The organism is Agromyces italicus DSM 16388, from assembly GCF_000421545.1.
Taxonomy (GTDB): domain Bacteria; phylum Actinomycetota; class Actinomycetes; order Actinomycetales; family Microbacteriaceae; genus Agromyces; species Agromyces italicus.
Map to the genome: position 1 here is coordinate 72011 of NZ_ATXF01000007.1, position 25922 is coordinate 97932.

The following is a 25922-nucleotide window of genomic DNA, read 5'->3' on the forward strand; positions in this document are numbered from 1 at the left end:
CGCGATTCGCTAGCGTAGTGCGTGGCCGGTCGCTCGAGCGGTCGGTCCGGTGAAAGAGAGAGGTGTGATGATGGCTGATTTCGGCGCATCGTATGGCGAGATGGAGGCGATGGCGAACAAGCTGTCGGACGCTCGTGATGACATTCAGGGGCAGCTCGACCAGCTGAAGAGCTCGGTCGACACGCTGCTGGGCAACGACTTCAAGACGCAGCACGCGTCGGGCAAGTTCGGCCAGGGCTACGAAGAGCTCACGACGGGGCTGAAGAGCGCGGTCGACGGTATCGGTGAGATGGGCGAGGCGCTGCGCGGCATGATGCAGGCGATCCAGGACCTCGACCAGCAGCTCGCCGGCGGCTGAACCCGTGCGGCGCCGGGGCGGGGCGATGGTGCTCGCCCCGGAGGGCTCCTGGGGCGACAAACGCGAAACGGTCAACGGGCACCTGGTGAAGCTCCAGGAGGAGGTCAGCGGAATCAAGCAGTCGTGGCAGGACGGCATCGGCTCGCTGAGGCTGATCGGGTGAGGGCGATCGAGTTCGCCCGGGTGGCCACGGAGACCGGCATCCGGAAGGATCCGACGTCGATCGAGCGGCTCGCGCTCGAGGTCACTCCCGAGTTCGGCGAGCGGGTCACGGCGATCGCCGGGGGGCCACGCGGAGTCCATCCGCGGGCTGCGCAAGAAGCTGGTAGCCGAGTTGCGGGCGGTCGACCCGGTCGCCGCGGCCGCGGCGACCATGCCGTGGCCGAAGAAGTTGAGCCTGCTCGTCTCAGTTCTCGCGGCGGCTTCGGCGTTCGCCCTGTACTTCTCGCGAGCGCAGCTCGACATCGAAGCCGTCATTCCGCTCGCCGCAGTGCTCGTCATCGTTGCGGCGCTCCTCTACGCCGTCGCGGTGCTGCCGGTCCGGCGTGAGCTTCCCCCGCCGCCGAACACCGTGGTCGGCGGTTGGATCCCCGCAGGGCTCGCGGGTGCGACGACGTTCGCGATCGGTCAGCTGATCTCGACGACGCCGACGCGGAACTCGAGCGCCGGAGCATCCGGTCGCCTGATCGCCTGCCGGTGCCCGGGGCGCGCATGATCGCCGTGGAACTCGACCTCGCCGCGGCGGTGATCGGGGTGCAACTGGATCGCGCCGAGCTCGCCGCGATGGTGGGGGAGCGACCGGGCATGGGGAGTGCTCCCCATTGGGACGAACGACCGACGACCGATAGCGTGGCTCAGGCAACGGCCCGATGTCGACGACCGCGGGCGATCCGAACACGAGAGAGGTGTGATGATGGCTGATTTCGGCGCATCGTATGGCGAGATGGAGGCGATGGCGAACAAGCTGTCGGACGCTCGTGATGACATTCAGGGGCAGCTCGACCAGCTGAAGAGCTCGGTCGACACGCTGCTGGGCAACGACTTCAAGACGCAGCACGCGTCGGGCAAGTTCGGCCAGGGCTACGAAGAGCTCACGACGGGGCTGAAGAGCGCGGTCGACGGTATCGGTGAGATGGGCGAGGCGCTGCGCGGCATGATGCAGGCGATCCAGGACCTCGACCAGCAGCTCGCCGGCGGCTGAACCCCGGTCTCGCGACGGGGGGGCGAGAGCCCTCCCGTCGCTGTGTCTCCATCGAGGAGATCGAACCCCTCCGCTCCATAGCCGAAAGGAACCGAGATGACCGACGTCCTGATCGAGTACAGCGTGCTCAACGAGCTCAACGGATCGTTGAAGCAGATCATCGTCGAGCTCGAGAACGCCGAACATCGTGCCTCGGATCTCGAGGGCGATATCGGTGATCCGTACGGCCGAAACCGACTCCGTGAAGCTGCGGAGGAGTTCGAGGACGGATGGAACGATCGGCGCGGGGCGCTCAAGGAGGATCTGATGAAGATCCAGGAGCGGGTCGAAGCAACCGGCAAGGCGTGGGCGGATTGGGACAGCGAGGCAGCCGCGTCGCTCGCCGTCGAGGCGAATGAAGTCGACACGATGCCGCGCGCCTGACGCGCGCACCCGACGAGCACCAGAACCGACGAGACACGGCAGGGAGCAAGCAGATGGATCCGTCCCCCGCGGGCAATGAGATCGAGGTCGTGACGGGCAACGCCTTCGGCATCCGATCGCGCGGCCAGCAGATCGAGAGCCTCGGCGAGCAGATGATCGGCGCGGCGGGCGTGCTGCGTGCGATCGCCGGCAACGGCGTTCCGCAGGAGGGCCTCTCGATCGAGAAGATCAAAGAGGTCATCGGTGAGATCGACGAAGAGCTGAAGCTCGCCGGCGAGCGGTATCGCCCCTCGGGTGCGGCGCTCATCGTCTATGCCGACGCGCTCACCGACGTGCAGGCGCAGATGCGCCTGATCGTGCCGCGCTGCCAGACCGCCTGGGACGACTACATCGATGCCCGAGCCGCCTATCAGGACGCGAACCGTCCGCTGATGCCCTGGGAGACAGGAACGCCGCCGCTCGGGGGAGGGCTCTCTCCCGAGCAGGAGGCGCACAACGACGGCGTCGCCGCAGCCCAAGTGCGCTCGGACGACGCCTACGACGCCTTCACTGACGAGGGCCGCAACTTCGACGCCGCGTACGAAACGTGGGAGTCGGCCTTCAACAAGGCGGCCGACGACATCCAGGGCGCAACCGACGGCGGAATCTCCGATGGATTCTGGGACAACGTCGACGGCATCGTCGCCGCGGTCACGGTCGTGCTGCAGTGGGCCGGAATCGCGCTCGCCGTCCTCGCGTTCGTCATCGGCGGCCCGATCATCGCGCTCGCCGGTGCCATCGTCGCGGTCGCAGCCCTCGCCCTGACCGCCTATCAATTCGGGCGCGGTGATGCGAACGGCTGGGATCTCGCGCTGGCGATCGTCGGCGTGATCCCATTCGGGAGCCTCGCGAAGTTCTCCGGCGGTTTCTCCAAGGGTGCCACCGGATTCGTCGAAGGACTCACCGGCGGTCTGGCGACCTCCGCGGGGCGCTCCACGCTCAGGACGGCGTTCTCGACGATGCCGGATGTCTTCGCGACCAGTCGTGTCTTCGGCGCGAGCCGATTCACGGCGTTCACGGCGGCGATGCGCGGCAGCTACGAGTCATGGGACCTCGCGCCGCGCATCATGGGCATGGCTGACGCCGGTGAGATGCGTGACGCGCTCGCGGGAAGCGGCTGGGGTGTCGCCGGCATCGTCACCGGCCACTACGGCTGGATCGTCAATGCGCCGTTCACGGCGGGCAAGGCCGTGTTCGACACGATCGGCGACCTGGTCTCCGCTGGTACCGTGCAGACGTGGGAAACGCAGCTCGCGAATTCGTGAGGTGTCCGATGAGTCGGCCCTTCGTTCGTTCGACGGTGCGGCGGAACAGATGAGTGGAGAATCGGTGACGGGAGACGCATCCGCATACGCGCGGGACGTCGTGGCAGGGCGGCGACCACTCCGCTGGAGCGAGTTGGAGGCGCGCGCGTTCGGGTCGTTTCCCGATCAACTGGCCGCGATCACCGTCGCGAACGGCGATCTGGCGGGCGGATCCTCGCGAGAACGGGCGCGCTCGTTCGCCGCGTTCGCGGTCATGTTCGCGCCGCTCCTGCTTCCGCCCATTGTGATCCTCGCCGTGCGGTTTCCCTCGGCTCAGGGGTGGTGGTTCGCTGCCGCAGCGGCGATCGCGCTCGCGCACACCGGGTTCCGCGTCCTCGAGTGGCGCCGCGCGGCGGGGAGCGGACCGGCGCCGACCGCGCAGGAAGCGCTCCTGGCCGTATTCGAGATCGTGTTCGGCCTGATCGCGGGTATCATCGTCGTGGTGGCGACGATCTTCGTCGCGGCACCCGGCGGATGGCTCGTGGCAGCCGCTCTACTCGTGATGTGTATCGCGTGCGTGGTCAGCATCGTCGTGGCGAAACGCGCTGCGTCGTCTGCACGCACGGGTGTTGTGCAGACCAGCTTCGAGCGGTCAGTCGACTCGGTCGCCCACCTCGCAGACGCCGAGCGCTCTGCGATCGCCGCCGAGCTCACCGAGGCGGTCGACGTTCTGGCTTCGGCGGGCGTGATCGACGGCGAACGCCGAGCGCAGGCGCTTGAAGCTCCGCTCGGTGGGCTCGCACGACGCATGTGGGCGATCGATCAGGCAGGACGGAACAAATGAGTCTCAGAGACGAACTTCTCGGAACCGCGTCAGGAGTTCCGTCGTTCTCGATCGTGCTTCCGAACGGGTGGGAGGAGTTCGCCCCCGATGCCGTCGCCGAGCAGCACCTGCTCGGCCTCGCCGGTGACCGACTTCGCACCGCACATCGCCCCGACCTGTACGCGCAACTCCGTGCGATCACGGGCCGGGCATTCGCCGGTCTCCGCGCATCGAAGGCCGAACGCATCTATCTGCAGACGACCGAATGGGAGAGTGGCCTGCTGCTGCCGCTCTCGATCACCGCGGCAGTGCGGACCGCGCCGGATGGAGGAACCCTCGACCCGATCGTCACCGACCTGATCCGGACGAAGGGTGCCACGGCGCTCCGGGGGGACCAGCGCTTCGTCCGCTGGGAGTCCGATTCGACGATGTCCATGGGATCTGCGCTCGTGGGCCAGCACACCGTCTCGTACCTGACCCCGTTCCCCGAGCCCGGTCGGCGACGCGCGCTGCAGTTCACCGCAGTCGCGGTTCATCCGCCCACCGGCGACGGCGACGAGTCCTGGCGACCACTCGTCGATGGCATGGCCGAGCTCACCGACGCAATCGTGAGCACCTTCGAATGGCACCCCGTATGAACGTCGAGGTCGACGCCGATGATCGGTACTGGGCGCTCGTCCCGCGCGCGTTCCTCGATGGCGCGTACGGCGAGGCCGCCGGTTGGGTCGAGGGCACGCTCGCACGATACCTGTCCGTCCGTCCCGAGGCGGACGCCGAGGAACGCGCGGCGATGCGCTCGATCCTCGAGCGGGCGGTGCGAGAGCTCCTTCCGGATGCGGCGTTCGGTCTGCTCTTCCTCCCGCTCGCGGCTCCGACCGCGGCGTTGGTGCACGTCGAGATCGGCGCGCCCGGAACGGGAAGTGAAGACCTCGTCGCGAGCCTTCTCGACGGCGTGCCCCTGGGCCGTGCCCCCGAAATCGAGACCGTCGACGTTCCGGCGATCGGTCGAGGCGTCTCCGCGCGGTTCATCAGCGGACAAGCCGAGCCGGGTGCGGCGGCCGTCGCGGGTATCGGCTATCTGATCTCGGGTGAACGCTGCGCGGTGCGCGTGACGAGCGCACCCATGACGACGACGATGGTAGGACTCATCGACCAGCCGCTCCGGCACGTCATCGAGACTCTCCGAGTGGGCGTGTGACCGTCGCAACCGACTCTGCGCAGGACGTCGACGCACCTCGGACATGAGGTCGTTGTGCGGGTGCGCGCCGCACCGTGCGATGCTGTACCGGTCGACCCGAGACGAGAGGTGAGGCATGAGACTTGACATCGATGCGCCGAATGACGCATGGATCCGCGTGCCGGCCGATCATCCGTCCACGGGCGAGGAGGCCGAGGCCTGGGCCGATGACGTGGTGGCCGGCTTCCATCGCCGCCATCCCGACACCGCGCCCGACCGCCTCGAGGCCGTCCGCGGCCTCGCGATGGCCTCGCTGTCGGGAGCCCTGCCCGGCGCCGCCGCGACCCTGCTCTACCTGCCCGGCCCCGGCGCTGCGGGAATGATGGTCGGGATCGGCGTCTCGGGCCCTCAGAAGGTCGAGGGATCGCTCGTCCGCGCCCTGCTCGGCGACGCTGAGCTCCTCGGGCGACCGATCGTCGACCCGGTCGAGGTTCCCGGTCTCGGCACCGGCATCTCGGTGCGCTGCCTGTTCGCGCCCGCCCCAGAGCAGCGGCCCGCTGCGGGGCTGGCGTATCTCCTGCAGGGGGAGCGGGCGACCGTGCGCGTGATGGCGAGCCCCGCCCCCCAGGACCTCGTCGCGCACGCCGGGCCCTCGCTCGCCAAGATCGTCTCGTCGCTCCGCCTCGTCGACTGAGCTCTCGGCTCGGGCTGGCGAACCGGCGTAGCCTCGGAGGATGAGCATCGATCGGCGGGAAGGCGAACCGCAGCCCGCCCGCGGCGCCTGGGTCGTCGCGAGCTTCGCGACCGCACTCGACCTCGCGCTCGTCGTGTGCGCGTTCGGCTTCGTGAGCCTGCTGCTCGACCTCGACATCGTCGGGGATCCGTCGGTCGGCCTCTTCGTCGGGCCCGCGGCCGTCGGGGCATCCGTCATCGTGTTCTTCATCGCGCTGGGCGTGCTGCTGCGGCGGCCGCAGCGGATGGCCGGCACGGTGCTCGTCGCCGCGGTCGCGAGCTGGCTCGCCTTCGTCGCGGTCGCCGCGATCGGACACCTGCTCGGCTCCTCGTCGGCGGTGTTCGCGAGCCTGCGTTTCGCGTTCGTCCTCGGCGCCGGCTGGTTCGGCCTGCTCGTACCCGCGTGTGCGGCGCTCACGGCGTCGCTCGCCGTGCTCGTGGCGCGCGGCCGGCAGGGCGGCATGGAGCGCCCGCGCTGGCCGTGGGAGCGCGACGACCGGTGAGGGATGCCTCGCGCGGCACGCCGTGCGTCCGTCGCAAGGCCGCGCCGCGGCATCCGGCGCAGTATCGTGAACCCGATGGAGGGATCGGTCGAGGCGCGCGTGAGCCACGAGGTCGACCGCTGGCTGCAGTGGCTGCCGCGGTGGCGACCCGGCACGCATCGTGCTCGCGTGCGGCTCTGCCAGCGCTGCTTCGGCTCGCCGATCCTGGCCGCGGCGGGTCTCGACATCGACATCCCGCATCCCGTGCAGCACGCCTTCTCGATGCGCATGAAAGGCGTCATCGACGTGTCCGTCGACGACTACACCGCGCGCAACCTGCCGATGCTCCACCGCGAGATCCGGCTCGCCGAAGAGCGCAAGGCCCGGCGTCCGTACCGCGCGGGCGAAGGCCTCGACCCCGAGTACGCCGGTCTCGATGTCGACCCCGAGCCGGTGCCCGACCAGCCGTTCCTCTTCACGCTCGGCGGGCTCGAGGCCGTCACGGCGGCCGAGGCGAACGAGCCTTCGCCGCGCCCGTTCACCCTGGAGGAGAAGGAGGCGTTGCGCGAGGAGGTGCGACTCGCCGACGAGTTCGCGAAGCAGCTCGGCCGCCGCATCTGCATCGAGCTCGCCCAGCACCGCTACCGCATCGGCAATGCGATCGAGCGGCTCGTCGAGCCGCAGGTCGCCGAGATGCTCGCCGATCTCGACCGCGAACTCGATGCTCCGGGGTGGCCGGGGTGAGCCATCGGGCATCCGCCCTCATTTGACCGCGAGGTTACGTGCGATTACCATAGATCGAGTGTGTGCGCTCTGGCGCGCTCATTCGGGTGCCCGCGCTGTTCAGCGGGTCGCCCCCACGGCATACCCACCACCGAAGGTTCCGCAGCTCTGCGGTGCCGGTGGGTCTGATGTGAAATCCATCACCGCTGTCACCGTGCAGCACCAACAAGGAGAAGCAGTGCCAACCATTCAGCAGTTGGTCCGCAAGGGTCGCTCGCCGAAGGTCACCAAGACCAAGGCTCCCGCCCTGAAGGCCAACCCCCAGCAGCGCGGCGTGTGCACGCGTGTGTACACCACCACCCCGAAGAAGCCGAACTCCGCGCTCCGCAAGGTCGCTCGTGTGAAGCTCTCGAACGGCACCGAGGTCACCGCCTACATCCCCGGTGAGGGCCACAACCTGCAGGAGCACTCGATGGTGCTCGTGCGCGGCGGTCGTGTGAAGGACCTCCCGGGTGTCCGTTACAAGATCATCCGCGGCGCCCTCGACACGCAGGCCGTGAAGAACCGCAAGCAGGCTCGCAGCCGCTACGGCGCGAAGATGGAGAAGAAGTAATGCCTCGCAAGGGACCCGCTCCGAAGCGCCCCGTCGTCGCAGACCCCGTCTACGGCTCGCCGGTCGTCAGCCAGCTCGTCAACAAGATCCTCGTCGACGGCAAGAAGGACCTCGCGCAGCGCATCGTCTACGAGGCGCTCGAGAACGTCGCCGCCAAGTCCGGCCAGGACGCGGTCGCCACCCTCAAGAAGGCGCTCGACAACGTGCGCCCCACCCTCGAGGTGCGCTCGCGCCGCGTCGGCGGCTCGACCTACCAGGTCCCCGTCGAGGTCAAGCCCCACCGTGCGAACACCCTGGCGCTCCGCTGGCTCACCAGCTACGCCAAGGCTCGTCGCGAGAAGACCATGACCGAGCGTCTCACCAACGAGATCCTCGACGCGTCGAACAGCCTGGGTGCTGCGGTCAAGCGCCGCGAAGACACCCACAAGATGGCTGAGTCGAACCGCGCATTCGCCCACTACCGCTGGTAGTAGGCGGGGTGGATGCCTCCGCATCGCGCCGAGGCATCCACCCGCCCCCCACCTTCGCTTCCTGATCCTCCGGAGGAACCCCCGTGGCACAAGACGTGCTCACCGACCTGAACAAGGTCCGCAACATCGGCATCATGGCGCACATCGATGCCGGCAAGACCACCACGACCGAGCGCATCCTGTTCTACACGGGCGTCAACCACAAGATCGGCGAGACCCACGACGGCGCCTCGACGACCGACTGGATGGAGCAGGAGAAGGAGCGCGGCATCACGATCACGTCTGCCGCCGTGACCTGCTTCTGGAACAAGAACCAGATCAACATCATCGACACCCCGGGCCACGTGGACTTCACGGTCGAGGTGGAGCGTTCGCTCCGCGTGCTCGACGGTGCGGTCGCCGTCTTCGACGGCAAGGAGGGCGTCGAGCCCCAGTCCGAGACCGTCTGGCGCCAGGCCGACAAGTACAACGTCCCGCGCATCTGCTTCGTCAACAAGATGGACAAGCTCGGCGCCGACTTCTACTTCACGGTCGACACGATCATCTCGCGCCTCGGCGCGAAGCCGCTCGTGCTCCAGCTCCCGATCGGTGCGGAGTCCTCCTTCGAGGGCGTCGTCGACCTGGTCGAGATGCGTGCGCTGACCTGGCGCGGTGACGCCAAGGGCGATGTGCAGATGGGCGCGAAGTACGCCGTCGAGGAGATCCCCGCGGATCTCGTCGAGAAGGCCGCCGAGTACCGCACCGCGCTGCTCGAGACCGTCGCCGAGACCGACGACGCGCTCATGGAGAAGTACTTCGGCGGCGAAGAGCTGACCGTGGCCGAGATCAAGGCCGCGATCCGCAAGCTCACCGTCAACTCCGAGATCTACCCGGTGCTCTGCGGCTCCGCGTTCAAGAACCGCGGCGTGCAGCCGATGCTCGACGCGGTCATCGACTTCCTGCCGTCGCCCCTCGACGTGCCGGCCGTCGAGGCCCGCGACCCGCGCGACGAGGAGAAGATCATCCTCCGTCACGCCGACGCGAAGGACCCCTTCGCCGCGCTCGCGTTCAAGGTCGCCGTGCACCCGTTCTTCGGTCGCCTCACCTACGTGCGCGTCTACTCGGGTCGTCTCGACTCGGGCGGGCAGGTCGTGAACTCGACCAAGGGCCGCAAGGAGCGCATCGGCAAGATCTTCCAGATGCACGCCAACAAGGAGAACCCGGTCGACTTCCTGACCGCGGGCAACATCTACGCCGTCATCGGTCTGAAGGACACCACGACCGGTGACACGCTGTGCGACCCCGACAACCAGGTCGTGCTCGAGTCGATGACCTTCCCCGACCCCGTGATCGAGGTCGCGATCGAGCCGAAGACCAAGGCCGACCAGGAGAAGCTCGGAACCGCGATCCAGAAGCTCGCCGAGGAGGACCCGACCTTCCGCACCGAGCAGAACCAGGAGACCGGTCAGACGGTCATCAAGGGCATGGGCGAGCTCCACCTCGACATCCTCGTCGACCGCATGAAGCGCGAGTTCAACGTCGAGGCCAACGTGGGCAAGCCCCAGGTGGCCTACCGCGAGACCATCAAGCGCGCGGTGGAGCGTCACGACTACACCCACAAGAAGCAGACCGGTGGTTCCGGCCAGTTCGCGAAGATCCAGTTCGCGCTCGAGCCGCTCGAGATCGAAGGCGACAAGACCTACGAGTTCGAGAACAAGGTCACCGGTGGCCGCATCCCGCGCGAGTACATCCCCTCGATCGACGCCGGCTTCCAGGACGCCATGCAGTACGGCATCCTCGCCGGCTACCCGATGGTCGGCGTCAAGGCGTCGATCCTCGACGGTGCCGCCCACGACGTCGACTCCTCGGAGATGGCGTTCAAGATCGCCGGTTCGATGGGCTTCAAGGAAGCCGCTCGCAAGGCGAACCCCGTTCTGCTCGAACCGCTGATGAGCGTCGAGGTCCGTACTCCCGAGGAGTACATGGGCGACGTCATCGGCGACCTGAACTCGCGCCGCGGCCAGATCCAGTCCATGGAGGACGCCGCCGGTGTGAAGGTCGTGCGTGCGCACGTCCCGCTCTCGGAGATGTTCGGCTACATCGGTGACCTGCGGTCGAAGACCTCGGGCCGTGCGGTGTACTCGATGGAGTTCGAGAGCTACGCGGAGGTCCCGAAGGCTGTCGCCGACGAGATCGTCCAGAAGAACAAGGGCGACTGAGTCTCCCTAGCGGGGGCTCCGGCCCTTCGCCCGCACGAACCTTCCGGTTCGCGTAACATATCAACACAACCCCCGTAGGCCACCGGTCGCAATCCAGCGCCCGGCGGCTCTACACGAGTCCTGAGGAGGACCCACAGTGGCTAAGGCCAAGTTCGAGCGGACCAAGCCGCACGTCAACATCGGAACGATCGGTCACGTCGACCACGGCAAGACCACGCTCACCGCTGCGATCTCGAAGGTGCTTGCTGACAAGTACCCCTCGGCGACCAACGTTCAGCGCGACTTCGCGTCGATCGACTCGGCTCCCGAAGAGCGTCAGCGCGGCATCACGATCAACATCTCGCATGTCGAGTACGAGACGCCGAAGCGTCACTACGCGCACGTCGACGCCCCCGGTCACGCCGACTACATCAAGAACATGATCACCGGTGCGGCTCAGATGGACGGCGCGATCCTCGTGGTCGCCGCCACCGACGGCCCGATGGCCCAGACGCGTGAGCACGTGCTGCTCGCCAAGCAGGTCGGCGTGCCCTACCTGCTCGTCGCGCTCAACAAGAGCGACATGGTCGACGACGAGGAGATCCTGGAGCTCGTCGAGCTCGAGGTCTCGGAGCTGCTCGCCAGCCAGGGCTTCGCCGAAGACGCTCCGGTCGTTCGCGTCTCGGGCCTCAAGGCGCTCGAGGGCGACGAGAAGTGGGTCAACTCGATCCTCGAGCTCATGGAGAAGGTCGACGAGTTCATCCCCGACCCCGTGCGCGACAAGGACAAGCCGTTCCTCATGCCCGTCGAGGACGTCTTCACGATCACCGGTCGTGGAACCGTCGTCACCGGCCGCGCCGAGCGTGGCACGCTGAAGATCAACTCCGAGGTCGAGATCGTCGGCATCCGCCCGACGCAGAAGACCACCGTCACCGGTATCGAGATGTTCCACAAGCAGCTCGACGAGGCATGGGCCGGCGAGAACTGCGGCCTCCTGCTCCGCGGCACCAAGCGCGAGGACGTCGAGCGCGGCCAGGTCGTCGTGGCCCCGGGCTCGGTCACCCCGCACACGAACTTCGAGGGCACTGCCTACATCCTCTCGAAGGACGAGGGCGGCCGTCACAACCCGTTCTACGCGAACTACCGCCCGCAGTTCTACTTCCGCACCACCGACGTCACCGGCGTCATCACGCTGCCCGAGGGCACCGAGATGGTCATGCCCGGCGACACCACCGACATGTCGGTCGAGCTGATCCAGCCGATCGCCATGGAGGAGGGCCTCGGCTTCGCCATCCGCGAGGGTGGCCGCACCGTGGGCGCCGGTACCGTCACGAAGATCATCAAGTAACGGTTCTCGAGTAGCGAAGCGTATCGAGATACGCGATACGCGACCTGTGAGGGGGTCGGGCTTCGGCCCGGCCCCCTTCGTCGTACCCGGGCCTCGTCGGTTCGCCGCGCTCGAATCGCTTGGGCGAATCATCCCATTCGCCGTATGGTTGAGCCGATGGTCGATTCACCCTCGCCATTCGCTCGATCCACGGTTCGCCCCGAGATTCAGGCTCTTCGGGCCGTCGCCGTTGGCGCGGTCGTGCTCCATCACGGCTGGCCGGCCGTGGCGCCTGCGGGGTACATGGGCGTCGATGTGTTCTTCGTCGTCTCGGGGTTCCTCATCACGGGCCTGCTCATGCGCGAGATCGAACGGACGGGGCGACTCTCGCTGCGCGACTTCTACCTTCGCAGGGCACGGAGGATCCTGCCGGCGGCGATCGCGACGCTCGCGACCGTCTCGCTGCTCACCCTGCTGCTCGTTCCGCAACGCGAATGGCGCCCCTGGTTCCGCGAGATCGTCGCCTCCACGCTCTACTACGAGAACTGGCAACTCGCCGTCGACTCCCAGATCCCGAGGCGCGCCGATCTCGAGTCGACGCCCGTGCAGCATTTCTGGTCGTTGTCGGTCGAGGAGCAGTTCTACCTGTTCTGGCCGCTGCTGATGATCGTGGCCCTCTGGATCGCGGTCCGGCGGGGCGCGGCATCCTCAACCGTGGTGCTCGTGATGCTCGGCGTGATCACCATCGCCTCGTTCGCGCACTCGGTGATCCTGACCGCGCAGGACCCGAACCTCGCGTACTTCTCGACGTTCGCCCGCACGTGGGAGTTCGGCGTCGGCGGCATCCTCGCGATCGTGAGTCGCGCGCCCCTCGCTGGCCGGGAGGGACTGCGCTCGGTCGTCTCGTGGACCGGCCTCGCGCTCATCGCGGTGCCGATCGTCGCCTTCCGTTCGCCAGAGGTGTTTCCGGGCGTCGTCGTGCTGATCCCCGTGGTCGGGACGCTCGCGGTCATCTGGGCGGGGATGCCCGCGCGCGTCTGGTCGCCGGCGAGCGTCGCGCGGCTGCGCGCGGTGCAGTGGACCGGCGACGTCTCGTACTCGCTGTACCTCTGGCACTGGCCGATCTTCATGTTCACCCCGTACCTGACGGGGATGCCGAGCCCGCCGTGGCTGATGGTGATCCTCGTCGGGGTGTCGCTCCTCGTCGCCGGGTTGTCGAAGCGATGGATCGAGGATCCGTTCCGGCAGGGACGCCGAGGACTCGGACGGCGCCCCGTCTTCCTGCTCAGCGGCCTCGCCGGGCTGATCGCACTCATCGTGGGCGCGGGGGTCGTCGCCCCCAGCGTCGCCGGCGAGCGGGCGGTCGCGTGCGAGCGACCCGCCGCAGAGTGATCGACTGCGTGACTAGGCCGGCGAACCGTCGATGGTGGTCTCGAGGTCGATGCTGTCCTCGACGCTGCGCGCCACGGTGCATCCCCGTTCGATCGCCCGCGCCATGATCTCGATGAGCTTGGTGCGATCGGATGCCTCGAGCCCGCCGAGATCGACCAGCAGCTCCTCATCGACCCTGGTGTACCGATTCGTCTCGGGGTCGCTCAGTCCGTGCGCCCAGATGGTGATCGCATAGTCGTCGCCGAGACGGCGGGCGGCCACCCGGTCGGTGCTGAGTCCGGCGCAGCCGATGAGCGCGAGCTTCAGCAGTTCACCGGGCGAGAAGTGCTCACCCTCGAGTTCGTCGCCGCCGATGCGCACCGTCGCGCCGCGTTCGTTCAGGCCCTCGTAGCTGCGGGGACCGATGCGCGTGACCGAGACGCTGCCCGGGGCGATCCGATCGCTGACCTGATGCGTGTGCTCGCTCATTGCGCCTCCAGACGGGGTCGTGGACTCTCCCTCCATCATGCGCCATCGCGCCGAGCGGGGCCGGCTTCCTGCGACGTCGCTGTGAGGACGGGCGGGTGCGACACGCCCGGGTTGCACGGACGCCAGGACTGTGGCAAACTCGTTGAGTTCAACATTTCGAACGTGTGCCCTCGTGCGCGCGTTCGAATCACTGTCAGGCAGTGCATAACCACTCGAGGCGAAGCCCCGGGGTCAGGTTAGGCGGCAGGCAGCAGAACACACAACCGACAACCACCTGGCTTGGGCCTTTCCATGCTGCGCGCGCGCCGGTTGGGGCTCGAAGGTCGAGCGTGTCGAGGGCACCGCCCCGGGTCATCCGGGCGGGTGGCTTCGACAGGCTCGATCACCGGCCTTTGACAGAAGAACAGTGGTGCTTCACACGGAGTAGCTACGCGGCGTCCGATGCCCTCGGAAGGGGTAAGACGCCTTGACAGAGAGAGAGTCAGCAATGGCGGGACAGAAGATCCGCATTCGACTGAAGTCGTATGACCACGAGGTCATCGACACCTCGGCGCGCAAGATCGTCGACACGGTGACCCGCGCGGGTGCCACGGTCGTCGGCCCCGTGCCGCTTCCGACGGAGAAGAACGTGGTGTGCGTCATCCGCTCGCCCCACAAGTACAAGGACAGCCGCGAGCACTTCGAGATGCGCACCCACAAGCGTCTCATCGACATCGTGGACCCGACGCCCAAGGCCGTCGACTCGCTGATGCGTCTCGACCTGCCCGCCGACGTCAACATCGAGATCAAGCTCTGAGGTAACAGATGTCTTCCGCTACCAAGAACGTGAAGGGTCTGCTCGGCACCAAGCTCGGCATGACCCAGGTCTGGGATGAGAACAACAAGCTCGTTCCCGTGACCGTCATCGAGATCGCCCCGAATGTGGTCACGCAGCTCCGCACCGTCGAGAAGGACGGCTACGAGGCCGTGCAGATCGCCGCCGGCGCCATCGACCCGCGCAAGGTCAACCAGCCCGCCGCCGGCCACTTCCAGGCCGCAGGCGTGACTCCCCGCCGCCACGTGACCGAGGTCCGCACCGCGGACGCCGCGTCGTACGCGCTCGGCCAGGAGCTCGCGGTCGAGGGCGCCTTCGAGGCCGGCCAGCTCGTCGACGTCGTCGGCACGAGCAAGGGCAAGGGCTTCGCCGGCGTCATGAAGCGCCACAACTTCAAGGGCGTCTCGGCCTCGCACGGTTCGCACCGCAACCACCGCAAGCCCGGTTCGATCGGTGCTTCGTCGACGCCCAGCCGTGTCTTCAAGGGCATGCGCATGGCCGGCCGCATGGGTGGCGAGCGCGTGACCGTGCTGAACCTCCGCGTGCACGCCGTCGACGCCGAGAAGGGCCTGCTGCTCGTCAAGGGCGCGGTTCCCGGTGCTCGCGGCCGCCTCGTTTTCGTCCGCAACGCAGTGAAGGGGGCGTAGTCCATGGCTACCGCCAACACCATCGACGTGCTCGACGCGACCGGCAAGAAGTCCGGCTCGTTCGAGCTGCCCGCCGAGCTCTTCGACGTGCAGACCAACGTCCCGCTCATCCACCAGGTCGTCGTCGCGCAGCTCGCTGCGGCACGCCAGGGCACGCACAAGACCAAGACCCGCGGCGAGGTCTCGGGCGCCGGTCGCAAGCCGTTCAAGCAGAAGGGCACCGGCCGCGCTCGTCAGGGCTCGATCCGCGCCCCGCAGATGACCGGCGGTGGCGTCGTGCACGGCCCGCAGCCGCGCGACTACTCGCAGCGGACCCCGAAGAAGATGATCGCCGCGGCCCTCCTCGGCGCGCTCTCCGACCGCGCACGCGGCGGCCGCATCCACGCGGTCTCGGGCTTCGTCGCCGGTGACGCCCCTCGCACGAAGGACGCCCTGGCGCTCCTCGACGGCATCGCCCCGGCCAAGCACTTCCTGATCGTGCTCGCGCGCGACGAGGCGCTCGCCGAGCGCGCCGTCCGCAACATCCCGACCGTGCACGTGCTGCCGGTCGACCAGCTCAACGCCTACGACGTGCTCGTCGCCGACGACATCGTCTTCAGCGCCGCCGCGCTCGAGGCCTTCGTGGCCGCGAAGTCGGCGAAGAAGGAAGAGGTCTCCGCATGAGCGCCGCACACAACAAGGACCCGCGCGACATCATCATCGCGCCGGTCGTCTCGGAGAAGAGCTACGGCCTGATCGACGAGGGCAAGTACACGTTCACCGTGGACCCCCGCTCGAACAAGACCGAGATCAAGCTCGCCATCGAGAAGATCTTCAACGTCCAGGTGGCGTCGATCAACACCCTGAACCGCCAGGGCAAGACCCGCCGCACCCGGTTCGGCATGGGCAAGCGCAAGGACACGAAGCGCGCGATCGTCACCCTCAAGTCCGGCTCGATCGACATCTTCACGGCTGTCGGCTAGGGAGCAGAGGTAGAAAATGGCTATTCGTAAGTACAAGCCCACGACCCCGGGTCGTCGCGGTTCGTCGGTCGCCGACTTCGCGGAGATCACGCGTTCGACTCCTGAGAAGTCGCTGCTCCGCCCCCTGTCGAAGACCGGTGGTCGCAACAACCAGGGCCGCATCACGACCCGTCACATCGGTGGTGGCCACAAGCGCCAGTACCGCGTGATCGACTTCCGTCGCAACGACAAGGACGGCGTCAACGCCAAGGTCGCTCACATCGAGTACGACCCCAACCGCACCGCGCGTATCGCGCTGCTGCACTTCGTCGACGGCACCAAGCGGTACATCCTGGCTCCGAACAAGCTCTCGCAGGGCGACATCGTCGAGTCGGGCCCCGGCGCCGACATCAAGCCGGGCAACAACCTGCCGCTGAAGAACATCCCCACCGGTACCGTCGTGCACGCCATCGAGCTGCGCCCCGGTGGCGGTGCCAAGATGGCTCGCTCGGCCGGCGCCTCGGTGCGTCTCGTCGCCAAGGACGGCCCCTACGCGCAGCTCCGTCTGCCCTCGGGTGAGATCCGCAACGTCGACGCGCGCTGCCGCGCGACCGTCGGCGAGGTCGGCAACGCCGAGCAGTCGAACATCAACTGGGGCAAGGCCGGCCGCAAGCGCTGGAAGGGCGTCCGCCCGACCGTCCGCGGTGTCGCGATGAACCCGATCGACCACCCGCACGGTGGTGGTGAGGGCAAGACCTCCGGTGGTCGCCACCCGGTCAGCCCCTGGGGCAAGGCCGAGGGCCGCACTCGTCGCCCCAACAAGGAAAGCGACAAGCTCATCGTCCGTCGTCGCACCGTCGGCAAGAAGCGCAAGTAGGAGTAAGAGAAGATGCCTCGCAGTCTCAAGAAGGGCCCCTTCGTCGACGAGCACCTGCTTCGCAAGGTCGTCGTCCAGAACGAAGCCGGTTCGAAGAACGTCATCAAGACGTGGTCGCGCCGCTCGATGATCATCCCGGCCATGCTCGGGCACACGATCGCCGTGCACGACGGCCGCAAGCACATCCCGGTGTTCGTCACCGAGACCATGGTGGGTCACAAGCTCGGCGAGTTCGCCCCCACCCGCACCTTCCGTGGTCACGTGAAGGACGACAAGAAGGGCCGCCGCCGCTGACGCGGTGGCGTGAAGGAGGAAAGAAATGGTGGAGTCGATTGCACGCGTGCGTCACATCCGCGTGACCCCCATGAAGGCCCGTCGTGTCGTCAACATGATCCGCGGCAAGCAGGCTCAGGAGGCCCTGGCCATCCTGAAGTTCGCCCCCCAGGGTGCGAGCGAGCCCGTGTACAAGCTCGTCGCCTCGGCCATCGCGAACGCTCGCGTCAAGGCCGATGCAACGAACACCTATCTGGACGAGCAGGACCTCTACATCAGCCGCGCATTCGTCGATGAGGGCACCACCCTCAAGCGTTTCCAGCCGCGCGCGCAGGGTCGTGCCTTCCGCATCAACAAGCGAACGAGCCACATCACCGTCGTGCTCGCCACGCCCGAGGAGGGTACGAAGTAATGGGTCAGAAGGTCAACCCGTACGGCTTCCGTCTCGGCATCACCACCGACCACGTGTCGCGGTGGTTCTCCGACTCGACGAAGCCCGGACAGCGCTATGCCGACTACCTCGCCGAGGATGTCAAGATCCGTCGTCTGCTGCAGACGTCGCTCGACCGCGCGGGGGTCTCGCGCATCGAGATCGAGCGCACCCGCGACCGCGTCCGCGTGGACATCCACACGGCGCGTCCCGGCATCGTGATCGGCCGCCGCGGCGCCGAGGCCGAGCGCATCCGCGCCGATCTCGAGAAGCTCACCGCCAAGCAGATCCAGCTCAACATCCTCGAGGTGAAGAACCCCGAGGCCGACGCCCAGCTCGTCGCGCAGGGCATCGCCGAGCAGCTCTCCGCTCGTGTGGCGTTCCGCCGCGCGATGCGCAAGGGCCTGCAGGGCGCGCAGCGCGCCGGCGCCAAGGGCGTCCGCATCCAGGTGTCGGGCCGTCTCGGCGGCGCCGAGATGAGCCGCTCGGAGTTCTACCGCGAAGGCCGTGTGCCCCTGCACACGCTCCGCGCGAACATCGACTACGGCTTCTACGAGGCCAAGACCACCTTCGGCCGCATCGGCGTGAAGGTCTGGATCTACAAGGGCGACATCACCAACAAGGAACTCGCGCGCGAGCAGGCGGCTCAGAAGCCGTCCCGCGACCGCAACGACCGTCCCCGCCGCGACCGCGCCCCGAAGGCCGAGCCGGCGACCGCAGGAGTTGAGGCATAACCATGTTGATTCCCCGTCGAGTCAAGTACCGCAAGCAGCACCACCCCGGCCGCTCGGGCCAGGCCACCGGCGGCACCAAGGTGTCGTTCGGCGAGTACGGCATCCAGGCGCTCACGCCCGCTTACGTGACCAACCGTCAGATCGAGTCCGCTCGTATCGCGATGACGCGTCACATCAAGCGTGGCGGCAAGGTGTGGATCAACATCTACCCCGACCGTCCGCTCACGAAGAAGCCGGCCGAGACCCGCATGGGTTCCGGTAAGGGTTCGCCCGAGTGGTGGGTCGCCAACGTCAAGCCGGGTCGCGTCCTCTTCGAGGTCTCGGGCGTCTCCGAGGAGCTCGCCCGTGAAGCCATGACCCGTGCCATCCACAAGCTGCCCCTCAAGGCACGCATCATCAAGCGCGAGGAGGGCGACGCATAATGGCCGTCGGCACCAAGGAGCTCAGCCCCGCAGAGCTCGACACCTTTGAAGACGAGCGACTCGTCGACGAGCTGAAGAAGGCCAAGGAGGAGCTGTTCAACCTGCGCTTCCAGTCGGCCACCGGCCAGCTCGAGAGCCACGGCCGGGTCAAGGCCGTCAAGCGCGACATCGCCCGCATCTACACGGTCATCCGTGAGCGCGAGCTCGGCATCCGTGCCACGCCCGCGCCGGTCGAGGCGGCCCCCGCCAAGGCCGAGAAGAAGACGAAGAAGGCCAAGGCCGAGGCATCCGCTGATGCAGCTGCCGAGGCAGAGACGAAGGAGGCCTGATCATGGCTGAGACCAAGAAGGCTGCGAAGCCCGCGGTCGAAACCGCGACCGACCTCGCGGAGTCCAACGAGGTTCGCGGTTACCGCAAGGTCCGTCGCGGCTACGTCGTCAGCGACAAGATGGAGAAGACCATCGTCGTCGAGGTCGAGGACCGCGTGAAGCACCCGCTGTACGGCAAGGTCATCCGCCGTACCTCGAAGGTCAAGGCGCACGACGAGCAGAACACCGCCGGCATCGGCGACCTCGTCGTGATCAGCGAGACCCGCCCCCTTTCCGCCACGAAGCGCTGGCGTCTCGTCGAGATCGTCGAGAAGGCCAAGTAAGCCTCGGGCTTGCTTGAAAGAAGGAGTTCGAAGTGCTTCAGCAGGAATCACGAGTCAAGGTCGCCGACAACACCGGCGCCAAGGAGCTGCTCACGATCCGCGTTCTCGGTGGGTCGAAGCGTCGTTACGCCGGCATCGGCGACACGATCGTCGCCACCGTCAAGGACGCCATCCCCGGCGGCAACGTCAAGAAGGGCGATGTGGTCAAGGCCGTCATCGTCCGCACCGTCAAGGAGACCCGTCGTCCCGACGGCTCGTACATCAAGTTCGATGAGAACGCCGCGGTCATCCTGAAGAACGACGGTGACCCCCGCGGTACCCGCATCTTCGGGCCGGTCGGTCGCGAGCTGCGCGACAAGAAGTTCATGAAGATCATCTCGCTGGCACCGGAGGTGCTGTAAACATGGCCAACATCAAGAAGGGCGACCTCGTCCAGGTCATCTCGGGCCGCAGCCAGGCTCGCGGCGGAGACCGCGGCAAGCAGGGCAAGGTCCTCGAGGTGCTCGTCGCCGAGAACCGCGTCGTCGTCGAAGGCATCAACTTCGTCACGAAGCACGTTCGCGTCGGCCAGACGCAGCGCGGCTCGAAGACCGGCGGCATCGAGACCCACGAGGCGCCGATCCACGTTTCGAACGTCGCGATCGTCGACCCCGAGACGAAGAAGCCGACCCGCGTCGGTTTCCGCACCGAGCAGGTGACGAAGGACGGTGTCTCGAAGACCGTCCGCGTCCGCTACGCCAAGAAGTCAGGTAAGGACCTGTAATGACCGACACGGCTACGCAGGCTGGCAAAATCCAGCCGCGACTGAAGACCAAGTACCGCGGCGAGATCGCCAAGGGCCTCACCGAGCAGTTCGAGTACACGAACCCGCACCAGGTGCCCGGCCTCGTGAAGATCGTCGTGAACATGGGCGTCGGCGAGGCCGCACGCGATGGCAAGGTCATCGACGGCGCGATCGCCGACCTCATCAAGATCACCGGCCAGAAGCCGCAGGTGACCAAGGCCCGCAAGTCGATCGCGCAGTTCAAGCTGCGCGAGGGTCAGCCGATCGGTGCGCACGTCACGCTCCGCGGCGACCGCATGTGGGAGTTCCTCGACCGCCTGCTCTCGCTCGCCCTGCCTCGCATCCGTGACTTCCGCGGACTCAGCGACCAGCAGTTCGACGGCAACGGCAACTACACCTTCGGTCTCACGGAGCAGTCGATGTTCCACGAGATCGACCAGGACAAGATCGACCGCGTTCGCGGCATGGACATCACCGTGGTGACCACCGCCAAGAACGACGACGAGGGTCGCGCGCTGCTCAAGGCGCTCGGCTTCCCGTTCAAGTCGACCGACGCCGCGTAGCAGCCATCTGTAGTAGGCTCTACGAGTTTGTGCTCGCGTCTGCCGGTCTCCGATCGCTCGGAGGCCGGCGGGTGCGGGACTCCGGTCTCATGCAATCGCTGAGGCCACACCACAGGTCAGTCCCCGTGTAACGGGTCCTGAAACCTGGTGAACGTAAGGAACGAATCGTCATGACGATGACCGACCCGGTCGCTGACATGCTGACCCGCCTGCGGAATGCGAACTCCGCGCACCACGACTCCGTGTCGATGCCGAACTCGAAGCTCAAGGCGCACATCGCCGAGATTCTGAAGCTCGAGGGCTACATCGCAGACTTCGAGGTCACCGACGCTCGCGTGGGGAAGACCCTCACGCTGAAGCTCAAGTTCGGCCCGAACCGCGAGCGCTCGATCGCCGGCATCAAGCGGGTCTCGAAGCCCGGCCTCCGCGTGTACGCGAAGTCGACCGAGCTGCCCAAGGTCCTCGGCGGCCTCGGCGTCGCGATCCTGTCCACCTCCAGCGGTCTGCTGACCGACCGCCAGGCCGAGAAGAAGGGCGTGGGTGGGGAAGTCCTCGCCTACGTGTGGTAATCCCATGTCACGAATCGGACGACTTCCCATCGACATCCCCGCGGGTGTCGACGTCAAGGTCGACGGCGCCGCTGTCACCGTCAAGGGCCCGAAGGGCGAGCTGTCGCTCAGCGTCGCGTCGCCCATCGAGGTCAAGCTCGAGGAGAACCAGGTCGTCGTGACCCGTCCCGACGACGAGCGCTCCTCGCGTTCGCTGCACGGCCTCACGCGCACCCTCATCGCCAACGACATCATCGGTGTGACCCAGGGCTACTCCAAGGGCCTCGAGATCGTCGGCACCGGTTACCGCGTCGCGCAGAAGGGCAGCGCGGTCGAATTCGCGCTCGGCTTCTCGCACCCGGTCACGGTCGAGGCGCCCGAGGGCATCACGCTGACCGTCGAGGGCAACAACAAGCTCACGGTCGCGGGCATCTCGAAGCAGGCCGTCGGCGAGACCGCCGCCAACATCCGCAAGATCAAGAAGCCCGAGCCGTACAAGGGCAAGGGCATCCGCTACGCCGGCGAGGTCGTGCGTCGCAAGGCCGGAAAGTCAGGTAAGTAATCATGGCTGTGAAGAGCAAGACGGCCGCGCGTTCGCGCCGCCACACCCGCCTTCGCAAGAAGATCGTCGGCACGGAGCTCCGCCCCCGTCTCGTCGTCACCCGCTCGGCCCGCCACGTCTTCGTGCAGGTCGTCGACGACGCCAAGGGTCACACCGTCGCGTCGGCGTCGACCATGGAGTCCGACCTCCGCGCGTTCGACGGTGACAAGACCGCCAAGGCGAAGAAGGTCGGCGAACTCGTCGCCGAGCGCGCCAAGCAGGCCGGTGTCGACTCCGTCGTCTTCGACCGCGGCGGCAACAAGTACGCCGGTCGCGTCGCAGCGATCGCCGATGGAGCGCGAGAGGCAGGGCTCAACCTGTGAGCACAGCATCTGTTGAAAATGGCACTACGAAGGAGCCCGAGGTGATTGCAGAGGCACCCGTCGAGACGGCAGCCGCCTCCGAGCCGGCGCGCAACGAGCGCGACGGCCGCCGCGGCGGTGGCCGCGACCGCAACCAGGGTGGCCGCGATCGCGGTGGCCGCGATGCCGAGAAGAGCCAGTTCCTCGAGCGCGTCGTGACCATCAACCGCGTGTCGAAGGTCGTCAAGGGTGGTCGTCGCTTCAGCTTCACCGCGCTCGTCGTCGTCGGTGACGGCAACGGCCTCGTCGGTGTCGGCTACGGCAAGGCGAAGGAAGTTCCCACCGCCATCTCCAAGGGCGTCGAGGAGGCGAAGAAGAACTTCTTCCGCGTTCCCCGCGTCGGCGCGACCATCCCGCACCCCGTCCAGGGTGAGGCCGCGGCCGGTGTCGTGCTCCTCCGCCCGGCGTCGCCCGGTACCGGTGTCATCGCCGGTGGTCCGGTGCGTGCGGTGCTCGAGTGCGCCGGCATCCACGACGTGCTGTCGAAGTCGCTCGGCTCGTCGAACACCATCAACATCGTGCACGCCACGGTCGAAGCGCTGAAGCAGCTCGAAGAGCCCCGTGCGGTCGCAGCTCGTCGTGGTCTCGACTACGACCAGGTCGCCCCCGCGCGTCTCATCCGCGCCGAGGCGCAGGCGGCCGAGGCTGCCGCAGCAGCGAAGGCAGGTGCCTGATGGCCAAGCAGCTGAAGGTAACCCAGATCAAGTCCAAGGTGAGCGAGAAGCAGTACCAGCGTGACACGCTGCGCAGCCTCGGGCTCAAGCGAATCGGCCAGTCGGTCGTGCGTGAGGACACCCCGCAGAACCGCGGGTACGTCAACACCGTCGCTCACCTCGTGAAGGTTGAGGAGATTGACTAATGGCTGACGAGAAGAACGACGCCACCACCGAGGCCCCGAAGAAGGCTCCGGCGAAGAAGGCCGCCGCGAAGCCCGCCGCCGAGAAGGCCGCCCCCAAGGCGGCTGCGGCGAAGAAGGCTCCGGCCAAGGCCGCTGCTGCGAAGGCCGACGACGCGAAGGCCGAGAAGGCCCCCGCGAAGAAGGCCCCCGCGAAGAAGGCGGCTCCCAAGGCCGACGTCGCGGAGAAGCGCGAGCAGGTGCTGAAGGTCCACCACCTTCGCCCCGCTCCCGGTGCCAAGAAGGACAAGACCCGCGTCGGACGCGGTGAGGGTTCGAAGGGCAAGACCGCCGGTCGCGGCACCAAGGGTTCGAAGGCCCGCAACAACATCCGCCCCGGCTTCGAGGGTGGACAGCTTCCGTACCACATGCGTGCGCCGAAGCTCCGCGGCTTCAAGAACCCGTTCCGCGTCGAGTACCAGGTCGTGAACCTCGACAAGCTCGCCGAGCTCTACCCGAAGGGCGGCGATGTCACCATCGCCGACCTCATCGAGAAGGGCGCAGTGCGCAAGAACGAGCGCGTCAAGGTGCTCGGCAACGGCGACATCCAGGTCAAGCTCAACGTGGCCGTCGACAAGGTCTCCGGCTCGGCCGAGCAGAAGATCGTCGCCGCCGGCGGCTCGGTCAAGTAAGACCGGAAAACGATTGGTTCGAGCCAGTCGGGACCTCGCGTAGGATAAGCGGGGTCTCGACTGGCTCGAGTCGTATAACGAACCAACTCCCTGCGAGGCGCAGTCGCACCGCACGGAGCAACAGGAGGACGAGTGTTCAACGCCATCGGGCGGATCTTCCGCACGCCGGATCTTCGCCGCAAGCTCGGGTTCACGCTGGGCATCGTCGCCCTGTTCCGGCTCGGATCCTTCATCCCCGCGCCGTTCGTCGACTTCGGCAACGTGCAGCAGTGCCTTGCGGCGAACCAGGCGGCAGGGGCATCCGGCCTCTACGACCTCGTGAACCTCTTCTCGGGCGGTGCACTGCTGCAGCTCTCGATCTTCGCGCTGGGCATCATGCCGTACATCACGGCGTCGATCATCGTGCAGCTGCTGCGCGTGGTCATCCCCCACTTCGAGACCCTCTACAAGGAGGGCCAGGCGGGCCAGGGCAGGCTCACCCAGTACACCCGCTACCTCACGATCGCCCTCGGCGTGCTCCAGTCCACGACGCTCATCACGGTCGCCCGCTCGGGCGCCCTGTTCCCGAACAGCGACCCCTCGTGCTCGGCGCTGATCACGAACGACGCCTGGTACGCGATCCTCCTCATGGTCATCACCATGACCGCCGGTACCGGCCTCATCATGTGGATGGGCGAGCTCATCACCGAGCGCGGCATCGGCAACGGCATGTCGTTGCTCATCTTCACCTCGATCGCCGCGACGTTCCCCGGCTCGCTCTGGGCGATCGGCATCGCCCGCGGCTGGGACATCTTCGCGATCGTGCTCCTGATCGGTCTCGCGATCGTCGTCGCGGTCGTGTTCGTCGAGCAGAGCCAGCGGCGCATCCCGGTGCAGTACGCGAAGCGCATGGTGGGCCGGCGAACCTACGGCGGCAACAACACGTACATCCCGATCAAGGTCAACATGGCCGGCGTCGTGCCCGTCATCTTCGCCTCGTCGCTCCTGTACCTGCCCGCCCTGATCGCGCAGTTCAACCAGCCTGCGGCCGGTGAGGACCCCCAGCCGTGGGTGCTCTGGATCACGAACTACCTGACCAAGGGCGACCACCCGCTCTACATGCTGCTGTACTTCCTGCTCATCGTCGGCTTCACCTACTTCTACGTCGCGATCACCTTCAACCCCGACGAGGTGGCCGAGAACATGAAGAAGTACGGCGGCTTCATCCCCGGTATCCGCGCGGGCCGCCCGACGGCCGAGTACCTCGACTACGTGCTCACCCGCATCACGGCCCCCGGCTCGCTCTACCTCGGCTTGGTCGCGCTCATCCCGTTGATCGCGTTCGTCTGGGTCGGCGCGAACCAGAACTTCCCGTTCGGCGGCGCGTCCATCCTGATCATCGTCGGCGTCGGGCTCGAGACGGTCAAGCAGATCGACGCCCAACTCCAGCAGCGACACTACGAAGGACTTCTCCGATGACGCCCCCCGCCAACGGCGATGCCGCAATCAGCTCCGCCCGTTTCCTGATCGTCGGCCCGCAGGGCTCCGGCAAGGGCACGCAGGGTGTGCTCGTCGCCGCGGCGTTCGGCGTGCCCCAGGTCGCGACGGGCGACATCTTCCGCGCCAACGTCGCCGGCGGCACGGAGCTCGGCAAGCGGGTCCAGGTGATCATCGAGGCGGGTGATCTCGTGCCCGATGCGCTCACCAGCGAGCTCGTGCGCGACCGTCTCGCGCAGGCGGACGCCGCGGAGGGCTTCCTGCTCGACGGCTATCCCCGTAATCGCGGCCAGGTCGACGACCTCGACGCGTTCCTGACCGGTCGCGGCGAGGCGCTCGACGCCGTGATCGAACTCGAGGTTCCCCGAGACGAGTCGATCTCGCGGCTCACCCAGCGCGCGGTCGAGCAGGGCCGCACCGACGACACCGAAGAGGTCATCGCGAATCGTCTCGCCATCTACGAGCGCGAGACGGCTCCGATCCTCGACGTATACCGCGAACGCGGCCTCGTCGTGCGCATCGACGGCGTGGGCACGCTCGCGGAGGTGACCGAGCGCATCTTCGAGGCGCTCGCCGCACGGGGGCTCGCTCCGCGGCACCCCGGCGCCGCGGCCTGAGTCGC

Annotated in this window: 40 protein-coding genes; 39 read left to right on the plus strand and 1 reads right to left on the minus strand. The window is 67.3% G+C overall.

The genetic code is table 11. The features are described from left to right. Positions 1-70: 70 nt before the first annotated feature. The 17 genes from H516_RS0110685 (at position 71) to H516_RS20960 (ending at position 13181) form a co-directional block, all read left to right on the plus strand. Positions 71-358, plus strand: coding sequence for a WXG100 family type VII secretion target (locus H516_RS0110685; RefSeq protein ID WP_026378673.1), 288 nt, complete (start codon positions 71-73; stop codon positions 356-358). A gap of 25 nt (positions 359-383) precedes the next feature. After that, complete coding sequence (locus H516_RS22155; protein WP_157432234.1) at positions 384-521, plus strand: hypothetical protein; 138 nt, start codon at positions 384-386, stop codon at positions 519-521. Between the two features lie 171 nt (positions 522-692). Next, positions 693-1073, plus strand: coding sequence for a hypothetical protein (locus H516_RS0110695; protein WP_022889711.1), 381 nt, complete (start codon positions 693-695; stop codon positions 1071-1073). Between the two features lie 198 nt (positions 1074-1271). Next, on the plus strand, positions 1272-1559 hold the full coding sequence (locus H516_RS0110700) for a WXG100 family type VII secretion target (RefSeq protein WP_026378673.1): 288 nt from the start codon (positions 1272-1274) through the stop codon (positions 1557-1559). Positions 1560-1655: 96 nt separating this feature from the next. Next, positions 1656-1982 carry a hypothetical protein gene (locus H516_RS0110705; RefSeq protein ID WP_022889712.1) on the plus strand — a complete coding sequence of 109 codons (327 nt, stop codon included), beginning with the start codon at positions 1656-1658 and terminating at the stop codon, positions 1980-1982. Positions 1983-2035: 53 nt separating this feature from the next. Then, the gene (locus H516_RS0110710) at positions 2036-3286 is read left to right on the plus strand and encodes a hypothetical protein (protein WP_022889713.1); all 1251 of its coding nucleotides are present in this window, start codon (positions 2036-2038) and stop codon (positions 3284-3286) included. A gap of 64 nt (positions 3287-3350) precedes the next feature. Further along, positions 3351-4109, plus strand: a complete 759-nt coding sequence (locus H516_RS0110715; RefSeq protein ID WP_157432235.1) for a hypothetical protein — start codon at positions 3351-3353, stop codon at positions 4107-4109. Beyond that, positions 4106-4726 (plus strand): hypothetical protein, encoded by a 621-nt coding sequence (locus H516_RS0110720; protein ID WP_022889715.1) that lies wholly within the window; start codon positions 4106-4108, stop codon positions 4724-4726. The genes H516_RS0110715 and H516_RS0110720 overlap by 4 nt, the downstream gene beginning before the upstream one ends. Beyond that, positions 4711-5286, plus strand: a complete 576-nt coding sequence (locus H516_RS0110725; RefSeq protein ID WP_157432236.1) for a hypothetical protein — start codon at positions 4711-4713, stop codon at positions 5284-5286. Before H516_RS0110720 ends, H516_RS0110725 begins: the two co-directional genes overlap by 16 nt. 115 nt (positions 5287-5401) lie before the next feature. Next, entirely contained in the window at positions 5402-5959 is a 558-nt protein-coding gene (locus H516_RS0110730) for a hypothetical protein (protein WP_022889717.1), read from the plus strand. 40 nt (positions 5960-5999) lie between these two features. Continuing rightward, positions 6000-6500 carry a DUF6121 family protein gene (locus H516_RS19655; RefSeq protein WP_022889718.1) on the plus strand — a complete coding sequence of 167 codons (501 nt, stop codon included), beginning with the start codon at positions 6000-6002 and terminating at the stop codon, positions 6498-6500. Between the two features lie 75 nt (positions 6501-6575). Next, positions 6576-7223 carry a hypothetical protein gene (locus tag H516_RS0110740; RefSeq protein WP_022889719.1) on the plus strand — a complete coding sequence of 216 codons (648 nt, stop codon included), beginning with the start codon at positions 6576-6578 and terminating at the stop codon, positions 7221-7223. A 217-nt stretch (positions 7224-7440) separates the two neighbouring features. Next, the gene (gene rpsL / locus H516_RS0110745) at positions 7441-7815 is read left to right on the plus strand and encodes a 30S ribosomal protein S12 (RefSeq protein WP_022889720.1); all 375 of its coding nucleotides are present in this window, start codon (positions 7441-7443) and stop codon (positions 7813-7815) included. Then, positions 7815-8285, plus strand: a complete 471-nt coding sequence (gene rpsG, locus H516_RS0110750) for a 30S ribosomal protein S7 (protein WP_022889721.1) — start codon at positions 7815-7817, stop codon at positions 8283-8285. Before rpsL ends, rpsG begins: the two co-directional genes overlap by 1 nt. 83 nt (positions 8286-8368) lie before the next feature. Next, complete coding sequence (gene fusA / locus H516_RS0110755) at positions 8369-10483, plus strand: elongation factor G (protein WP_022889722.1); 2115 nt, start codon at positions 8369-8371, stop codon at positions 10481-10483. 136 nt (positions 10484-10619) lie between these two features. Then, positions 10620-11810, plus strand: a complete 1191-nt coding sequence (tuf, locus tag H516_RS0110760) for an elongation factor Tu (protein WP_022889723.1) — start codon at positions 10620-10622, stop codon at positions 11808-11810. A gap of 156 nt (positions 11811-11966) precedes the next feature. Continuing rightward, entirely contained in the window at positions 11967-13181 is a 1215-nt protein-coding gene (locus H516_RS20960; protein WP_169513520.1) for an acyltransferase family protein, read from the plus strand. Positions 13182-13193: 12 nt separating this feature from the next. On the opposite strand, the gene H516_RS0110770 is transcribed toward H516_RS20960, so the two are convergent. After that, positions 13194-13649, minus strand: a complete 456-nt coding sequence (locus H516_RS0110770; RefSeq protein WP_026378674.1) for an OsmC family protein — start codon at positions 13647-13649, stop codon at positions 13194-13196. 487 nt (positions 13650-14136) lie between these two features. Between H516_RS0110770 and rpsJ the strand changes: the two genes are divergently transcribed. From rpsJ to H516_RS0110880, 22 genes are all read left to right on the plus strand, one after another. Beyond that, positions 14137-14445 carry a 30S ribosomal protein S10 gene (gene rpsJ, locus H516_RS0110775; RefSeq protein WP_017201594.1) on the plus strand — a complete coding sequence of 103 codons (309 nt, stop codon included), beginning with the start codon at positions 14137-14139 and terminating at the stop codon, positions 14443-14445. Positions 14446-14453: 8 nt separating this feature from the next. Further along, positions 14454-15110: a 50S ribosomal protein L3 gene (rplC, locus tag H516_RS0110780; RefSeq protein WP_022889724.1), complete on the plus strand. Its 657-nt coding sequence runs from the start codon at positions 14454-14456 to the stop codon at positions 15108-15110. A 3-nt stretch (positions 15111-15113) separates the two neighbouring features. Further along, positions 15114-15773, plus strand: coding sequence for a 50S ribosomal protein L4 (gene rplD, locus H516_RS0110785; protein ID WP_022889725.1), 660 nt, complete (start codon positions 15114-15116; stop codon positions 15771-15773). Continuing rightward, positions 15770-16072: a 50S ribosomal protein L23 gene (gene rplW / locus H516_RS0110790; RefSeq protein ID WP_022889726.1), complete on the plus strand. Its 303-nt coding sequence runs from the start codon at positions 15770-15772 to the stop codon at positions 16070-16072. The genes rplD and rplW overlap by 4 nt, the downstream gene beginning before the upstream one ends. Before the next feature lie 16 nt (positions 16073-16088). Next, positions 16089-16928 (plus strand): 50S ribosomal protein L2, encoded by an 840-nt coding sequence (gene rplB, locus H516_RS0110795; RefSeq protein WP_022889727.1) that lies wholly within the window; start codon positions 16089-16091, stop codon positions 16926-16928. Between the two features lie 12 nt (positions 16929-16940). Further along, a complete protein-coding gene (gene rpsS, locus H516_RS0110800; RefSeq protein ID WP_022889728.1) occupies positions 16941-17222 on the plus strand; it encodes a 30S ribosomal protein S19 in 282 nt (93 codons plus the stop codon). A 25-nt stretch (positions 17223-17247) separates the two neighbouring features. Further along, complete coding sequence (rplV, locus tag H516_RS0110805; protein ID WP_026378675.1) at positions 17248-17613, plus strand: 50S ribosomal protein L22; 366 nt, start codon at positions 17248-17250, stop codon at positions 17611-17613. After that, positions 17613-18365, plus strand: a complete 753-nt coding sequence (rpsC, locus tag H516_RS0110810) for a 30S ribosomal protein S3 (RefSeq protein WP_022889730.1) — start codon at positions 17613-17615, stop codon at positions 18363-18365. Before rplV ends, rpsC begins: the two co-directional genes overlap by 1 nt. Before the next feature lie 2 nt (positions 18366-18367). Further along, entirely contained in the window at positions 18368-18787 is a 420-nt protein-coding gene (gene rplP, locus H516_RS0110815) for a 50S ribosomal protein L16 (RefSeq protein ID WP_022889731.1), read from the plus strand. Beyond that, positions 18787-19116: a 50S ribosomal protein L29 gene (gene rpmC, locus H516_RS0110820; RefSeq protein WP_022889732.1), complete on the plus strand. Its 330-nt coding sequence runs from the start codon at positions 18787-18789 to the stop codon at positions 19114-19116. Before rplP ends, rpmC begins: the two co-directional genes overlap by 1 nt. A 2-nt stretch (positions 19117-19118) precedes the next feature. Next, on the plus strand, positions 19119-19439 hold the full coding sequence (gene rpsQ, locus H516_RS0110825; protein WP_022889733.1) for a 30S ribosomal protein S17: 321 nt from the start codon (positions 19119-19121) through the stop codon (positions 19437-19439). Positions 19440-19471: 32 nt separating this feature from the next. Then, positions 19472-19840, plus strand: a complete 369-nt coding sequence (rplN, locus tag H516_RS0110830) for a 50S ribosomal protein L14 (protein ID WP_022889734.1) — start codon at positions 19472-19474, stop codon at positions 19838-19840. A 2-nt stretch (positions 19841-19842) separates the two neighbouring features. Continuing rightward, positions 19843-20202 carry a 50S ribosomal protein L24 gene (gene rplX / locus H516_RS0110835; protein WP_022889735.1) on the plus strand — a complete coding sequence of 120 codons (360 nt, stop codon included), beginning with the start codon at positions 19843-19845 and terminating at the stop codon, positions 20200-20202. Continuing rightward, a complete protein-coding gene (gene rplE / locus H516_RS0110840; RefSeq protein ID WP_022889736.1) occupies positions 20202-20786 on the plus strand; it encodes a 50S ribosomal protein L5 in 585 nt (194 codons plus the stop codon). Before rplX ends, rplE begins: the two co-directional genes overlap by 1 nt. A gap of 170 nt (positions 20787-20956) precedes the next feature. Further along, positions 20957-21355: a 30S ribosomal protein S8 gene (gene rpsH / locus H516_RS0110845; protein WP_022889737.1), complete on the plus strand. Its 399-nt coding sequence runs from the start codon at positions 20957-20959 to the stop codon at positions 21353-21355. Between the two features lie 4 nt (positions 21356-21359). Beyond that, positions 21360-21896 carry a 50S ribosomal protein L6 gene (rplF, locus tag H516_RS0110850; protein WP_022889738.1) on the plus strand — a complete coding sequence of 179 codons (537 nt, stop codon included), beginning with the start codon at positions 21360-21362 and terminating at the stop codon, positions 21894-21896. Positions 21897-21898: 2 nt separating this feature from the next. Further along, on the plus strand, positions 21899-22258 hold the full coding sequence (rplR, locus tag H516_RS0110855) for a 50S ribosomal protein L18 (protein ID WP_026378676.1): 360 nt from the start codon (positions 21899-21901) through the stop codon (positions 22256-22258). A gap of 44 nt (positions 22259-22302) precedes the next feature. Then, positions 22303-22971, plus strand: a complete 669-nt coding sequence (rpsE, locus tag H516_RS0110860) for a 30S ribosomal protein S5 (protein ID WP_026378677.1) — start codon at positions 22303-22305, stop codon at positions 22969-22971. Then, positions 22971-23156 carry a 50S ribosomal protein L30 gene (rpmD, locus tag H516_RS0110865; protein ID WP_022889741.1) on the plus strand — a complete coding sequence of 62 codons (186 nt, stop codon included), beginning with the start codon at positions 22971-22973 and terminating at the stop codon, positions 23154-23156. Before rpsE ends, rpmD begins: the two co-directional genes overlap by 1 nt. After that, positions 23156-23824, plus strand: coding sequence for a 50S ribosomal protein L15 (gene rplO, locus H516_RS0110870; protein ID WP_022889742.1), 669 nt, complete (start codon positions 23156-23158; stop codon positions 23822-23824). The genes rpmD and rplO overlap by 1 nt, the downstream gene beginning before the upstream one ends. A 132-nt stretch (positions 23825-23956) precedes the next feature. Continuing rightward, the gene (gene secY, locus H516_RS0110875; RefSeq protein ID WP_022889743.1) at positions 23957-25282 is read left to right on the plus strand and encodes a preprotein translocase subunit SecY; all 1326 of its coding nucleotides are present in this window, start codon (positions 23957-23959) and stop codon (positions 25280-25282) included. Beyond that, positions 25279-25917, plus strand: coding sequence for an adenylate kinase (locus tag H516_RS0110880; protein WP_022889744.1), 639 nt, complete (start codon positions 25279-25281; stop codon positions 25915-25917). The genes secY and H516_RS0110880 overlap by 4 nt, the downstream gene beginning before the upstream one ends. Positions 25918-25922: the final 5 nt, after the last annotated feature.

Excerpts from the sequence above, each read along its gene's own strand:
- rpmC (WP_022889732.1), top strand. The coding sequence starts at position 18,787 with ATGGCCGTCGGCACCAAGGAGCTCAGCCCCGCAGAGCTCGACACCTTT.
- H516_RS19655 (WP_022889718.1), top strand. The coding sequence starts at position 6,000 with ATGAGCATCGATCGGCGGGAAGGCGAACCGCAGCCCGCCCGCGGCGCC.
- H516_RS0110705 (WP_022889712.1), top strand. The coding sequence starts at position 1,656 with ATGACCGACGTCCTGATCGAGTACAGCGTGCTCAACGAGCTCAACGGA.
- rpsG (WP_022889721.1), top strand. The coding sequence starts at position 7,815 with ATGCCTCGCAAGGGACCCGCTCCGAAGCGCCCCGTCGTCGCAGACCCC.
- rplR (WP_026378676.1), top strand. The coding sequence starts at position 21,899 with ATGGCTGTGAAGAGCAAGACGGCCGCGCGTTCGCGCCGCCACACCCGC.
- H516_RS0110730 (WP_022889717.1), top strand. The coding sequence starts at position 5,402 with ATGAGACTTGACATCGATGCGCCGAATGACGCATGGATCCGCGTGCCG.
- rplO (WP_022889742.1), top strand. The coding sequence starts at position 23,156 with ATGGCTGACGAGAAGAACGACGCCACCACCGAGGCCCCGAAGAAGGCT.
- rpsC (WP_022889730.1), top strand. The coding sequence starts at position 17,613 with ATGGGTCAGAAGGTCAACCCGTACGGCTTCCGTCTCGGCATCACCACC.
- H516_RS0110685 (WP_026378673.1), top strand. The coding sequence starts at position 71 with ATGGCTGATTTCGGCGCATCGTATGGCGAGATGGAGGCGATGGCGAAC.
- rpsJ (WP_017201594.1), top strand. The coding sequence starts at position 14,137 with ATGGCGGGACAGAAGATCCGCATTCGACTGAAGTCGTATGACCACGAG.
- rpsQ (WP_022889733.1), top strand. The coding sequence starts at position 19,119 with ATGGCTGAGACCAAGAAGGCTGCGAAGCCCGCGGTCGAAACCGCGACC.
- rpsS (WP_022889728.1), top strand. The coding sequence starts at position 16,941 with ATGCCTCGCAGTCTCAAGAAGGGCCCCTTCGTCGACGAGCACCTGCTT.
- H516_RS20960 (WP_169513520.1), top strand. The coding sequence starts at position 11,967 with ATGGTCGATTCACCCTCGCCATTCGCTCGATCCACGGTTCGCCCCGAG.
- H516_RS0110740 (WP_022889719.1), top strand. The coding sequence starts at position 6,576 with ATGGAGGGATCGGTCGAGGCGCGCGTGAGCCACGAGGTCGACCGCTGG.
- rplF (WP_022889738.1), top strand. The coding sequence starts at position 21,360 with ATGTCACGAATCGGACGACTTCCCATCGACATCCCCGCGGGTGTCGAC.
- H516_RS22155 (WP_157432234.1), top strand. The coding sequence starts at position 384 with ATGGTGCTCGCCCCGGAGGGCTCCTGGGGCGACAAACGCGAAACGGTC.
- rplW (WP_022889726.1), top strand. The coding sequence starts at position 15,770 with ATGAGCGCCGCACACAACAAGGACCCGCGCGACATCATCATCGCGCCG.
- rplP (WP_022889731.1), top strand. The coding sequence starts at position 18,368 with ATGTTGATTCCCCGTCGAGTCAAGTACCGCAAGCAGCACCACCCCGGC.
- rplB (WP_022889727.1), top strand. The coding sequence starts at position 16,089 with ATGGCTATTCGTAAGTACAAGCCCACGACCCCGGGTCGTCGCGGTTCG.
- H516_RS0110700 (WP_026378673.1), top strand. The coding sequence starts at position 1,272 with ATGGCTGATTTCGGCGCATCGTATGGCGAGATGGAGGCGATGGCGAAC.
- rplE (WP_022889736.1), top strand. The coding sequence starts at position 20,202 with ATGACCGACACGGCTACGCAGGCTGGCAAAATCCAGCCGCGACTGAAG.
- H516_RS0110770 (WP_026378674.1), bottom strand. The coding sequence starts at position 13,649 with ATGAGCGAGCACACGCATCAGGTCAGCGATCGGATCGCCCCGGGCAGC.
- H516_RS0110720 (WP_022889715.1), top strand. The coding sequence starts at position 4,106 with ATGAGTCTCAGAGACGAACTTCTCGGAACCGCGTCAGGAGTTCCGTCG.
- rpmD (WP_022889741.1), top strand. The coding sequence starts at position 22,971 with ATGGCCAAGCAGCTGAAGGTAACCCAGATCAAGTCCAAGGTGAGCGAG.
- H516_RS0110710 (WP_022889713.1), top strand. The coding sequence starts at position 2,036 with ATGGATCCGTCCCCCGCGGGCAATGAGATCGAGGTCGTGACGGGCAAC.
- rplC (WP_022889724.1), top strand. The coding sequence starts at position 14,454 with ATGTCTTCCGCTACCAAGAACGTGAAGGGTCTGCTCGGCACCAAGCTC.
- rplV (WP_026378675.1), top strand. The coding sequence starts at position 17,248 with ATGGTGGAGTCGATTGCACGCGTGCGTCACATCCGCGTGACCCCCATG.
- rplD (WP_022889725.1), top strand. The coding sequence starts at position 15,114 with ATGGCTACCGCCAACACCATCGACGTGCTCGACGCGACCGGCAAGAAG.
- H516_RS0110880 (WP_022889744.1), top strand. The coding sequence starts at position 25,279 with ATGACGCCCCCCGCCAACGGCGATGCCGCAATCAGCTCCGCCCGTTTC.
- rpsH (WP_022889737.1), top strand. The coding sequence starts at position 20,957 with ATGACGATGACCGACCCGGTCGCTGACATGCTGACCCGCCTGCGGAAT.
- H516_RS0110725 (WP_157432236.1), top strand. The coding sequence starts at position 4,711 with ATGGCACCCCGTATGAACGTCGAGGTCGACGCCGATGATCGGTACTGG.
- rplX (WP_022889735.1), top strand. The coding sequence starts at position 19,843 with ATGGCCAACATCAAGAAGGGCGACCTCGTCCAGGTCATCTCGGGCCGC.